At 63.6% G+C, this 11,976-nt stretch carries 11 protein-coding genes; 6 read left to right on the plus strand and 5 right to left on the minus strand.

Features of this window, described 5'->3' with window-relative positions:
* Positions 1–41: 41 nt before the first annotated feature.
* The 3 genes from mobA to RW095_RS23725 form a co-directional block, all read right to left on the minus strand.
* Positions 42–680 carry a molybdenum cofactor guanylyltransferase MobA gene (gene mobA, locus RW095_RS23715; RefSeq protein WP_317021402.1) on the minus strand — a complete coding sequence of 213 codons (639 nt, stop codon included), beginning with the start codon at positions 678–680 and terminating at the stop codon, positions 42–44.
* An 8-nt stretch (positions 681–688) separates the two neighbouring features.
* A complete protein-coding gene (gene moaA, locus RW095_RS23720) occupies positions 689–1,798 on the minus strand; it encodes a GTP 3',8-cyclase MoaA (protein WP_317021403.1) in 1,110 nt (369 codons plus the stop codon).
* 194 nt (positions 1,799–1,992) lie between these two features.
* A complete protein-coding gene (locus RW095_RS23725) occupies positions 1,993–5,313 on the minus strand; it encodes an Rne/Rng family ribonuclease (RefSeq protein ID WP_317021404.1) in 3,321 nt (1,106 codons plus the stop codon).
* A gap of 733 nt (positions 5,314–6,046) precedes the next feature.
* Here RW095_RS23725 and RW095_RS23730 point away from each other — a divergent pair.
* Genes RW095_RS23730 through RW095_RS23745 form a run of 4 tightly spaced genes read left to right on the plus strand, consistent with a single transcriptional unit; the run spans position 6,047 to position 9,196 of the window.
* Positions 6,047–7,084 carry an RluA family pseudouridine synthase gene (locus RW095_RS23730; protein ID WP_317021405.1) on the plus strand — a complete coding sequence of 346 codons (1,038 nt, stop codon included), beginning with the start codon at positions 6,047–6,049 and terminating at the stop codon, positions 7,082–7,084.
* On the plus strand, positions 7,077–7,736 hold the full coding sequence (locus RW095_RS23735) for an HAD-IA family hydrolase (RefSeq protein ID WP_128595600.1): 660 nt from the start codon (positions 7,077–7,079) through the stop codon (positions 7,734–7,736). The genes RW095_RS23730 and RW095_RS23735 overlap by 8 nt, the downstream gene beginning before the upstream one ends.
* Complete coding sequence (locus tag RW095_RS23740) at positions 7,733–8,149, plus strand: Rieske (2Fe-2S) protein (RefSeq protein ID WP_317021406.1); 417 nt, start codon at positions 7,733–7,735, stop codon at positions 8,147–8,149. Before RW095_RS23735 ends, RW095_RS23740 begins: the two co-directional genes overlap by 4 nt.
* 42 nt (positions 8,150–8,191) lie before the next feature.
* Positions 8,192–9,196: a S49 family peptidase gene (locus RW095_RS23745; protein ID WP_317021407.1), complete on the plus strand. Its 1,005-nt coding sequence runs from the start codon at positions 8,192–8,194 to the stop codon at positions 9,194–9,196.
* A 93-nt stretch (positions 9,197–9,289) separates the two neighbouring features.
* Here the strand turns inward: RW095_RS23745 and RW095_RS23750 are convergent, their stop codons facing one another.
* Together RW095_RS23750 and RW095_RS23755 are read right to left on the minus strand one after the other, a co-directional pair.
* The gene (locus RW095_RS23750; RefSeq protein ID WP_317021408.1) at positions 9,290–10,009 is read right to left on the minus strand and encodes an SAM-dependent methyltransferase; all 720 of its coding nucleotides are present in this window, start codon (positions 10,007–10,009) and stop codon (positions 9,290–9,292) included.
* The gene (locus RW095_RS23755; protein WP_317021409.1) at positions 10,006–10,623 is read right to left on the minus strand and encodes a Maf-like protein; all 618 of its coding nucleotides are present in this window, start codon (positions 10,621–10,623) and stop codon (positions 10,006–10,008) included. Before RW095_RS23755 ends, RW095_RS23750 begins: the two co-directional genes overlap by 4 nt.
* 315 nt (positions 10,624–10,938) lie before the next feature.
* On the opposite strand from RW095_RS23755, the gene RW095_RS23760 reads away from it, so the two are divergent.
* Together RW095_RS23760 and rpmF are read left to right on the plus strand one after the other, a co-directional pair.
* Positions 10,939–11,583, plus strand: coding sequence for a DUF177 domain-containing protein (locus RW095_RS23760; RefSeq protein ID WP_317021410.1), 645 nt, complete (start codon positions 10,939–10,941; stop codon positions 11,581–11,583).
* Positions 11,584–11,684: 101 nt separating this feature from the next.
* On the plus strand, positions 11,685–11,864 hold the full coding sequence (gene rpmF, locus RW095_RS23765; protein ID WP_006051932.1) for a 50S ribosomal protein L32: 180 nt from the start codon (positions 11,685–11,687) through the stop codon (positions 11,862–11,864).
* Positions 11,865–11,976: the final 112 nt, after the last annotated feature.

An 11,976-nucleotide genomic window follows, 5' to 3' on the forward strand; every position in this document is an offset into this window, starting at 1 on the left:
CTGGCGGCCAGGATGGCGCTTGCCGTGCGGCGGAGCGGGATTCAGCCGGGGCCCCGATGACGCTCGAGGTCGGCGAGTTCTTGTAGCGAATTGATATTGTAAAACGCGCGCTCGTCGGTAAAGGCGACTTCCACGGTCTTGTGGCGCGCGTACCACGCGCGAACCTTGCGCTCGCCGGCGGCTAGAAAGGCGGCGAGGTCGTCGGCGAGACCGGTGCGCAGCAGCGCGAAAACCGGATGGAGCGATACATTGCCGTCGGCCTCAATGGTTGTGACGGTGGCGATGTCGGCCGCGTTTGCAGCAAGCGCCTGAGCAAGGCGGGCGGCGAGGTCGCCGGGGAGCCAGGGCGTGTCACACGGCGCGCTCAGCAGATATTCGTTGCGAGTGGCGCGCAGACCGGCCAGCAAACCGGCCAACGGTCCCGGAAATTCGGGTAGCGTGTCGGCGACAATCTCTGCGCCGAACGGCCCACCCAGTGCCGCGTAAATGTCCGGGTGGCGATTGGCGCTGATCAGCAGCGCGCCCGTCTGCGGCGCAAGGCGCTTCAGCACATGGGTGGCGAGCGGTTCGCCGTGCAATGTTTGCAAACCCTTGTCGGCGCCGCCCATGCGTGTACCGCGGCCGCCCGCGAGCAGCAGGCCCGTGATCTGTTCGCGCGTCGGCGCTGCGGCTTGCTCCATGCCAGCGATCAGCCGCCTATGTACGACATTTCGACGCGCCGCGCGTCCAGCTCGCGTGAGTCGGCCGCATGGCTGCCGCGCAATTGCGAATAGCGGTCGCTGCGGCCTTGCCAGATTTCGGCGACGGCGGTTGCGATTTCGGCGTCGCTTGCCCCGTTGCGCAGCAACGCGCGCAGATCGTGGCCCGCCGATGCGAACAGGCACAGGTACAACTTGCCCTCGGTCGAAAGGCGCGCACGGGTGCAACTCGCACAAAAAGCGCGGGTCACGCTCGAAATGACGCCGATTTCGCCGCTGCCGTCGGCATAAGCCCAGCGCTGCGCTGTTTCGGCTGCACTGTGCGCTTCGAGCGGCGCAAGCGGGAAATGCTCGGCGATGCGCGCGATGACGTCCGCGGACGGCAGCACTTCGGTCATGTTCCAACCGTTGGACGTGCCCACGTCCATGTATTCGATGAAGCGCAGCACGGCGTCCGAGCCTTTGAAATGGCGTGCCATCGGCACGATTTCGCTGTCGTTCGTGCCGCGCTTGACCACCATGTTGACCTTCACTGGCGCGAGGCCTACGGCATGCGCGGCGGCGATTCCGTCGAGAACGTCGGCCACCGCGAAGTCGGCGTCGTTCATGCGGCGAAACAGCATGTCGTCGAGCGCGTCTAGGCTGACGGTTACCCGGGTGAGGCCTGCGTCCTTGAGGCTGCGCGCCTTGCGGGCGAGCAGCGAGCCGTTCGTGGTGAGCGTCAGATCGAGCGGGCGGCCGGCCGGCGTAGTGAGCTGCGCAAGGCGCTCGATCAGAAATTCGAGGTTCTTGCGCAATAGCGGCTCGCCACCCGTCAGGCGAATTTTTTCGACACCATGTGCGACGAAGAGCCGCGCAAGCCGCTCGATTTCCTCGAAGCTCAACAACGCGCTGTGCGGCAGGAATGCGTAGTCCTTGTCGAACACGGCGCGCGGCATGCAGTAGACGCAGCGGAAATTGCAACGGTCCGTCACCGAGATGCGCAGGTCTCGCAACGGACGCGCGAGCGTATCGTGCAGCGCGCCGCTAGGCGTCTGCACTGGGCCGGCAATGACCGGCGCCGCGCTGAGGTCGGCAACAGGGATGATGCGTCGGGACATGAGTTGCTTGCGTTGTGCCAAACGGGGAAGGCGAGTTCTTCATTCTATCGGAAATGCCTTAAACGGCTGGGCGATGCCGACCCCTGTCGGGGTTTACGGGGAGGGCAGGGAGTTCGCGAGGGGGATGCGTTTCGCGTGCGCAAAAACAAAAAGCCCGCCGGTGAGGGCGGGCTCTTCGAAGCGAGGTCGCAAGCTTACTGCGGGTGCTTGTCCGTTTCCACTTGCTGCATCGGCGCAGTGTCGAGCGGCGGCAACGGCTTGCGCTCACGCACCACGCGCGGCGGTTTCACCGTTTGCGCGGCGGCTTCTTGTGCTGCGCGCAGCTTGTCGGCGTCTGTATTGACCCAGACGAGACCGGCTTGCTCCAGCACCGGCTTCAGAGCTTCAGCCGAGACGCCACCGTTGAACGATGCGCGCGACGCTGACGGCGCTTGCGATGCCTGCGCGGCTTCGGCGGCTTCGACGGCTTTGGCGGCTTGCTGCGGCGCGACGGCGACAGGCGCCGGCTCGACCGCTGCCGATTCCACAGCCGGCGCGACTGCTGCGACGACTGGTTTCGGCTCGACGATCTCCGGTTGCGGTGCGGGCTCCGCAACCGGCGCTACGATTACTTCCGCAGGAGCGGCGGCAACAGGTTCGACGGGAGCCTGCGCGACTTGCGCTTCGGCTGCCGGCGCAACGGCCGCTGCCTCTTCACGAACGACCGGTTCCACCAGCGACACCGTCTCCGACGCAGCCGGTGCAGCCTGCGCCGGTTCGACCGGCACCGTGGCTTGTGCAACCGGCGTTTGCGCGACCGGTTCAACGGCAGTCGGAGCAGCCGGCAGTTCGGCGACCGGCACGACCGTTTCCGTCTTCGCTGCCTTTTCGGCGGCGAGAGCCGGTGTTTCGGTTGCAGCGTGGAGTTCCGTGACGACAGCCGTCTCGGTTGCAACCGCGGCAACCACGACTTCCACCGGCGCCACTTCCTTCGCTTCCCGGACTTCGTTCACTTCCGGCTTCGATTCCACCGGCTGATGCGCGGTGCGCACCGGTGCATCGTCGCTGACGTTGACGTTGTCGCCTTCCGCTTCCGCGACGTCCGCAGCCAGGTTGCCGTTCACGTCTTCCTCACGCTCACGACGACCACCGCGACGGCCGCGACGGCGACGACGACGCTCTTCGCCCTCACGCGCCACTGCTTCCTGATCGACCGGCGCAGCGTTGTCAGTAACGGCGGGCTGGTTTTGCGCCAGAGCCAGTTCTTCCGCGGTTTGGGCCTCGGCCTGGGTCAACGCATCGGCGGTTTCTGTCTGCGGCTTGCGGCGCTCGCCACGCTCACCGCGTTCGCCACGTTCGCGGCGCTCGCCGCGTTCCTGGCGCTCGCCACGCGGTGCGCCTTCCACCGTTTCAGCCCGCTCGCCGCCGCGATTGTCGCGCTCGCGGCTTTCACGGCCTTCGCGCGGTTCGCGTGCTTCGCGCGGTTCGCGGCCTTCACGCGCTTCCCGGTTGCCGCGCGGTTCGCGTGCCTCGCGCGGCTCACGGCCTTCGCGTGCTTCGCGCACCTCGCGGCCTTCGCGCGGCTCGCGTTCCTCGCGACGCTGCGAAGGCTGCTGGCCCTGACGGCCGCCGTTCGTAGCTTCGCCACGGGGCGCCGCATCGCGGCCACCCGCGCCGCTACGGCGATTGCGGTTGCGGTCGCCGCCGCGTTCGCCGGTGCGCTCACCGCGCTCCGAACGCTCGCCACGTTGTTGCGGACGCGCTTGCTTTTCGGTAGCCGCAGGCGCAACGGGCGCCGGCGCCGCCGGCTGCATGCCGAACAGATTTTTCAGCCAGCCGATGAAGCCGCCGCTCGCCTGCGTGACCGCGACCGGAGCCGGCGCTGCGACCGGGCGAACCGGCGCGCTCGGCGCCGGCTTCTCGGGCGTGATGCCCTTGACCGCCGCTTCCTGCTTCGGTTTCACTTCTTCGGTGCGCTTGCTGTAGCCGGTTTCCGACTCCAGCTCGCGAGCCGCTTCTTCGGCCATCTTCCACGAAGCGCGCGGTTCGTCGAGGCGAGCATCGTCATGACGCAGGCGTTCGAGCTTGTAATGCGGCGTATCCAGGTGCTTGTTCGGCACCAACACGACGTTCACCTTGAAGCGCGATTCGATCTTGTTGATCTCCGAACGCTTTTCGTTCAGCAGGAAGGCGGTCACCTCGACCGGCACCTGGCAATGGATCGCCGCGGTGTTTTCCTTCATTGCTTCTTCCTGAATGATCCGCAGCACTTGCAGCGCGGACGATTCGGTATCGCGGATGTGGCCCGTGCCGTTGCAACGCGGGCAGGTCACGTGGCTGCCTTCCGACAGAGCCGGACGCAGACGCTGACGCGACAGTTCCATCAGGCCGAAGCGCGAAATTTTGCCCATCTGCACGCGCGCACGGTCGTGCTTGAGCGCGTCCTTCAGGCGTTGCTCGACTTCGCGCTGGCTCTTGGCCGACTCCATGTCGATGAAGTCGATCACGATCAGGCCGCCCAGGTCGCGCAGGCGCAACTGGCGCGCGACTTCGTCGGCGGCTTCGAGGTTGGTGCGCGCGGCCGTTTCCTCGATATCGGCGCCCTTGGTGGCGCGGGCCGAGTTCACGTCGATTGCGACCAGCGCTTCGGTGTGGTCGATCACGATGGCGCCGCCCGAGGGCAGCGGCACAGTGCGCGAGTACGCCGTTTCAATCTGATGTTCGATCTGGAAGCGCGAGAAAAGCGGCACATCGTCGTGATAGCGCTTGACCTTGCTGACGTTGTCCGGCATCACGATGTCCATGAAGGCGCGCGCCTGGTCATGAATTTCGGTGGTGTCGATCAGAATTTCGCCGATGTCCGGCTGGAAATAGTCGCGAATCGCGCGGATTACCAGGCTCGATTCGAGATAAATCAGCATCGGCTGGCCGGCCGAACCGCTTTGAGACGCGGCTTCGATCGCGCGCCACAGCTGCATCAGGTAGTTCAGGTCCCACTGCAACTCTTCGGCGCTGCGGCCAATACCAGCGGTGCGCGCGATGATGCTCATGCCTTCCGGCAATTGCAGCTGCGCCATGGTTTCGCGCAGTTCCTGACGGTCGTCGCCTTCGATCCGGCGCGACACGCCGCCGCCGCGCGGGTTGTTCGGCATCAGGACCAGATAGCGTCCGGCGAGCGAAATGAACGTGGTGAGGGCGGCGCCCTTGTTGCCGCGCTCTTCCTTTTCGACCTGGACGATCAGTTCCTGACCTTCCTTGAGCGCGTCCTGAATGCGCGCGGAGCGCATGTCGACGCCGTCGCGGAAATACTGGCGGGCGACTTCCTTGAACGGCAGAAAGCCGTGGCGGTCTTCGCCGTAGTTGACGAAACAGGCTTCGAGCGACGGCTCGATGCGGGTAATGATGCCCTTGTAAATATTGCCTTTGCGCTGTTCGCGCCCGGCGGTTTCGATGTCGATGTCGATGAGTTTTTGCCCATCGACGATGGCAACGCGCAGTTCTTCCTGCTGCGTCGCATTGAACAACATGCGTTTCATGGAACGGCTCCAGAGCGGCTCGGCCGGCGCGCGTCGCCTTCGCGGTTGTCAGTCGCGAGCGCGAAGCGGGCAGCGGCATGCCGCGCCTTATTGTGTTTTCACAAGCACGCTGGAGCAGGAAAAATGGCGGGAGAATTGCCTGAGAGGGCCCGGCTCCATAAAGAAGGAGCGCGGTGCCGCAGGGCACATGCGAACACGGCTTCAAATAACGACCCGACACGCCGCGGGTTCTGCCGGCAGACCTTCATGAGCCTTTCGTCCCCTCTCGCCGGTGCGCCAACTGGGCGCGTGACCGGAGGGTCGAAGGCTGCGGTCATGCCGCAACGGGAAGTTCGCGCAAGCGGCGCGTCTTTTCCTGCTGGGGGTGTCTCGCCTCATTTTGACGTCGCCAAGTCTTGTACTTTCTACAAGACGCCATGGGCGCACGCCGTATTTTCGCAACTCGCAGCTTCGTACAGCAGGGCGTAAGACGCCCGATACCGAAGCTGGAAGTTAAATTCTTTTTTACCAAAATTCCGTTACCGTCGAAGCCGACCTTGACCGAACGCGCCTGTGGGCGCCGTCCCTGCCGGGTACTGACCTCGTGCGTGCAACTTGTTGCATCTCATTTTCAGGGTGAGCAACCAGACCCCGGCGCAAGTAAAATAACGATTTACGCTTGCACCTGCGCAATCCGCCCGAATTCCGGACACTGCGCCGGCCGCCGCAGACTGCTGGGCAAATTATATTCAGAATGAAAGAGTTAGGCAAAATATCCCAGAAATCGGTAACAAGCGCGGTCGCGAGCGATCAGGTCTCAGTGATCGAGATCGACGACAGCGCGGCCGGACAGCGCATCGACAACTTTCTGTTGCGGGTCTGTAAAGGCGTCCCCAAGAGCCACATTTATCGCATCCTGCGTAGCGGGGAAGTGCGTGTGAACAAGGGCCGGATCGACGCGCAGTACCGGCTCGAACTCGGCGATCTCGTGCGCGTGCCGCCCATCCGCGTCGCGCAGCCTAACCAGGCGGCCGCCCACGCGCCGGTGCCCAGCGCGGAGTTCCGGACCATTTTCGAAGACGAACACCTGCTCGTCATCGACAAACCGGCGGGTGTCGCGGTGCACGGCGGCAGCGGCGTCGCGTTCGGAGTGATTGAGCAGATGCGCGAGGCGCGGCCGCAGGCGAAATTTCTCGAGCTGGTGCATCGGCTGGATCGCGAAACCTCCGGCATCCTCATGCTCGCCAAGAAGCGTTCGGCGCTCGTGAATCTTCACGACCAGATCCGCGAGAACAGGATGGATAAGCGCTACTATGCGTGCGTCCACGGCGAATGGGCGAGCGACTGGGGGCGCCGCCGCGCCGTCAAGGAGCCGCTGCACAAATACCTGACCGCGGACGGCGAGCGGCGCGTGCGCGTGCAGGCCGACGGTCTGGCGTCGCACACGGTCTTCAATCTGATCGACCGCTGGCCCGACTATGCGTTGCTCGAAGCGGAGCTGAAGACGGGCCGCACGCATCAGATCCGCGTTCATCTGCAGCATCTGGAACTGCCGATTGTCGGCGATGCCAAATACGGCGACTTCGCGCTGAACAAGGCGCTCGCTCGCGCGAATGCTAGACCCGGGCTCAAGCGCATGTTCCTGCACGCTTACCGGCTGAAGCTTACGCACCCGGCAACCGGCGCGCCGCTGCAACTGGAGGCGCCGTTGCCGGCCGAATGCCGGAATTTCATCGCGCAACTGAACGAATTACGAAATGGGTCACACCCGGAGACGGCACCGCATGGCTAGAGAGCAATTTGACCTGATCGTCTTCGACTGGGACGGAACGCTGATGGATTCGACCGCGCACATCACGCGCAGCATCCAGGCGGCGTGCCGTGATCTCGGTCTGCCGGTTCCAGCGGACGAAGCCGCGAGCTATGTCATCGGCCTCGGCTTGCGCGACGCGCTGCAAATCGCGGCGCCCACGCTCGATCCGAGCGACTATCCGCGGCTCGCCGAGCGCTACCGGTTTCACTATCTGGTGAAAGATCAGACCACCGAGTTATTCGTCGGCGTGCGCGAAATGCTGCAGGAGTTGCGCGATCAGGGTTATCTGCTGGCGGTGGCCACGGGCAAAAGCCGCGTTGGACTTAACCGCGCCCTCGATCAGGTGCGGCTGACCAGCCTGTTCGACGGCACCCGCTGCGCGGACGAGACATTTTCCAAGCCGCATCCGGCCATGTTGCACGAATTGACGCGCGAACTGGGACAGGACCCGGTGCGCACGGTGATGGTCGGTGATACGACACATGACCTGCAGATGGCGATCAACGCGGGAGTCGCCGGTGTCGGTGTTACCTACGGCGCGCATCCGGCCGGGTCGTTGAGCGCGCTGTCGCCGAAATACGTTGCGTCCAGTGTCAGTGCGCTGTCGAGCTGGTTGAGGGAAAACGCATGAGCACCGGCGTAAGCGCGGGCGGGGGCGAGGCTACCGTGCAGGCGGTGCGGGTGTGCGCATCGGGGGAACTCGTGGACGGCGGCACGGGCGTGCGGCGTGCTGCCAGAATCGGGGCCGACGAAGTCGTGGTGTTTTTCGTTCGCTACGAAGGCCGTGTCCACGGCTATCTCAACCGTTGCGCTCACGTTCCGATGGAGCTGGATTGGGCAGAGGGCCAGTTCTTCGAATCGTCCGGTTTATACTTGATGTGCGCCACACATGGGGCAATTTACGCGCCGGATACCGGCAAATGCGTAGGTGGTCCGTGCCGCGGCGCGAGGCTGCGGGCCCTGCAGGTAGACGAGCGCGATACACCCGAGGGCCGCGCTGTGTTCTGGCTTCCAGACGGAGAGTTGCAACCCGCCGCGTCCTGATCCGCGTTTTGATCTGTCTTCCTCAAAAATTCCACTGCACGCATGTCCGACAATTTGACGCCTGAAACGAAAGAACCGGCCATGAGCGGCCGCAGCCGCGTTTCCGCCGATGAGCCCGGCTGGGAACGCGCGGCGCTCGAGCGCATAGCGCTCGCTGCGATCAACGAACAACGCGCCGCGCGCCGCTGGAAAATCTTCTTCCGTCTGCTGTTCCTTGTCTTGCTGGGGCTGGTGATCTGGGTGGTGTTCATATTTTCGGGCGACAAGCTGGCGGCTACGGGCCGCCATACAGCGTTGATCGCACTTGATGGCGAGATCTCTGCCGATACGAACGCTAACGCCGAAGATGTCGGTGCGGCGCTCGAAAGTGCGTTCGGCGACGCGGGCACTGCGGGGGTGATTCTCCGCTGCAACAGCCCGGGCGGGAGCCCTGTGCAAGCAGGCATCATCTACGACGAAATCCGTCGATTGCGTGCAAAACATCCGTCAATTCCGCTGTATGTCGTCGTGGGTGACATGTGTGCGTCGGGCGGTTATTACGCGGCCGCTGCCGGCGACAAGATTTATGTGGACAAGGCGAGCATCGTGGGCTCCATTGGCGTGCTGATGGATGGCTTCGGTTTCACGGGTCTCATGGACAAGCTTGGGATCCAGCGCAGACTGCATACATCTGGCGAGAATAAAGGCTTTTACGACCCGTTCTCGCCTGAAACGCCGAAGATGGACCAGCATGCGCAAGAAATGCTCGACCAGATTCACGGGCAATTCATCGACGCAGTTCGACAAGGTCGCGGCAAGCGCCTGCACGAGACGCCCGACATGTTCTCCGGGCTCTTCTGGACCGGTCAGAAGAGCGTCGAACTGGGCCTCGCCGACGGTTTTGGCGATGCCAACTATGTGGCGCGCGAGATTATCAAGGCGCCGGACATCGTCGACTACACGGTGAAGGAAAGCATCACCGACCGCGTCGCGCGCAAATTCGGCGCGGCCGTCGGCAACGGCGCCGTGCACGCGATGGCGCTGGGCGGGAAGCTTAATTTGCGCTGATCGGAGCGAAGGCCGCCTATAACGGAAGCCCCGCACGGTCGTTCGGACCGGGCGGGGCTTTTTTGCGCGGAAATGGCTGGGAGTCCGTCTCGTTCAAGCCGCCAGTATCAGAAAAATCGCCGGCCGTTTATGCAGATCGAGTGCCGGTTTCTTCTTCCAGTCGGCCACCGTGTGGCTACGGATGGTTTCGGTATGCAGCGTCAGATCCACGGCGACACAAACAAGTGTCGACGGTGCGCAGGTTGCCAGCAGGGTGTCCAGCAGTGCGCGGTTGCGATACGGCGTCTCAATGAAGATCTGCGTCTGCTTGCCTTTGCGCGACGTCAGTTCGAGATCGCGCAGACGCTTGGCCCGTTCGGCCGCGTCGACGGGCAAATAGCCGTGGAAGGCAAAACTCTGGCCGTTGAGCCCGGACGCCATCAGCGCGAGCAGGATCGAGCTCGGCCCTACGAACGGGACGACCTTGACTCCGCGTTCGTGCGCCCGGCGCACCAGCAGCGCGCCCGGATCGGCTACCGCGGGGCAACCCGCTTCCGATACGAGGCCGGCGTCCGTGCCGGCCAGAACCGGCGCAAGGAGTTTGTCGATCTCGCCGGCCGGCGTGTTGACGTTCAGTTCGCGGATCTCGATTTCCTGGATGGGCTTCTCGGTGCCGACTTTCTTGAGAAATGCTCGCGTGGTCTTAGCGTTCTCGCCGATGTAGTACCGCAGCGCCGCCGCGCGAGCCCGCACCGGGGCGGGCAGGACGGCGTCGAGCGCGTCGGCGTCGCCTTCGCCCAAGGTGTTCGGAATCAGATAAAGCGTGCCGCTCATTGCGCCCCCAATAGCGGATAGCCCGCCGTCAGCAGCATGTCCGAGAGCGCTATCAGCGGCAGGCCGACGAGCGCAGTGGGATCGTCGGAATGGATAGCTTCGAGCAGCGCAATGCCGAGCCCTTCGGACTTGGCGCTGCCGGCGACGTCGTACGGCGTTTCGGCGAGGAGATAGGCTTCGAGCGCTGCATCGGGCAGTTCGCGGAATCGCACGCGGGTGATCACGTCGACGCTCTGAGCAGTTCGGGAGCGGCTGTCGAACAGACACAGTGCGCTATGAAACAACACCTCGCGGCCGCGCATCGCCTGCAATTGTGCGAGCGCCTTGTCGTGGGTGCCCGACTTGCCGATTTGCAGGCCGTCGTAAGTGGCGACCTGGTCGGAGCCGATTACGAGGACGGCTTCGTCGGCGGGAAGCCCGCTGGCCACCGCGCGAGCCTTCGCTTCGGCGAGCCGCAGAGCGGTGGCGTCGGGCGATTCGTCGGCGTGCGCGGATTCGTCGATCGCGGGCACCGCAACGTCGAATGGAATGCGAAGGCGTCCAAGCAACTCACGGCGATAGGGAGAACTCGACGCCAGAATCAGGCGTGGCGGGCTTTTTGGGGAGTCTGGCATGGTCGATCAACGGCTGAAAGGGCGGGACGTACGAGGTTGTGCGCAGATCGCGCTGGTACGAGCTTAAGTGTTTGACTCGAAAAGACAAAGCGGATATGATTTTGGGCTTTTCATCGGTATGCTTGCGTCAGGCGGGGCTCGGTGAGGGCCGAAAGTGTGGCTGCAGGCGGTTGCTGCGGTCGTGCAGTTTAGCGGCAACACAATCGTGCATCGCCCAAGTTTCGCGGGCCTTCTCGCGGACTGATTTACCCAGTGACTTACGGGTGTTTTACGGGTGTTTTAACCGGCGAAATCATTGCCGACGCAGGAGCGCACATGACTCAACATCCTGGCAAACCTGCAGGTCTGCCTGACCCGCATGAACTCGATCTGTTTGAATTTGCGCGGAGTGGACGGCAGGCCGCGGGTGTCGTGCGCGTCTCGCAACTGCCGCGCATGTTAAACGAAGTCCCGGCAGAAGCGCCAGAGCGCGACACCGCGTTCACGTGGCAAGCCGAAGGGGCGACGCAGCCGGAATTGCAGGACGACGGCACCGAGGGTCCTCAACCTTACTTGAGGTTGGCGATCCACGGCGCTGCATGGCTCGAATGTCAGCGGTGCATGACACCGTATTCGCAGGCGTTCAACGTCGACGCAACTTATCGGATCGTCAACACTGAGGCGGAAGCCGAAGAGTTTCCGCTCGACGAGGATGAAGTCGAAGTGATTGTGGGCTCACGCCAGTTCGATCTCATCGACTTGATCGAAGAAGAGTTGCTGCTTTCCTTGCCGCTCGTGCCCAAGCATGAGGTTTGTCCCGAGGTGCACGAGAGTCTCGTCTCGGGTGTGGCCGGTGCCGAAGGCGAGGGCGACGAAGCCCCGTTGGACGAAGCAGGTGAGGGCGGTGAGCCCGAGCGGCCGAATCCGTTCGCGGCGCTCGAAAGTCTCAAGCGCGGTGAGCCGGGCGACAAGAAGCATTGAACAGTTGCATAGGAGCGCGATGCGGGCGCATTGGCCATTCGGCCAATGGCGGACACCGGGTCGGGCTGTGTTAGAATTCGGAAAATTTTTAGGAGTTAGTCATGGCAGTTCAACAAAACAAGAAGTCGCCGTCGAAGCGCGGCATGCACCGTTCGCACGATTTCCTGACGGCAGCGCCGCTGGCCGTCGAGCCGAGCACGGGCGAAGTGCATCTGCGTCACCACGTTAGCCCGAACGGCTACTATCGCGGCAAGAAAGTCGTCAAGACGAAGAACGACTAATCGTTTCACTGCGTTACGCCAACCGGCGTTCCGCGTGGCGATCAGCTCGCTTGACATTTTCCCGGCTCGGCAAAAAGGCGGCATTCGTTTGCCGCTTTTTTGTGTCGATCGC

Source organism: Paraburkholderia kirstenboschensis, assembly GCF_032806925.1.
GTDB classification, from domain to species: Bacteria; Pseudomonadota; Gammaproteobacteria; order Burkholderiales; family Burkholderiaceae; genus Paraburkholderia; species Paraburkholderia kirstenboschensis.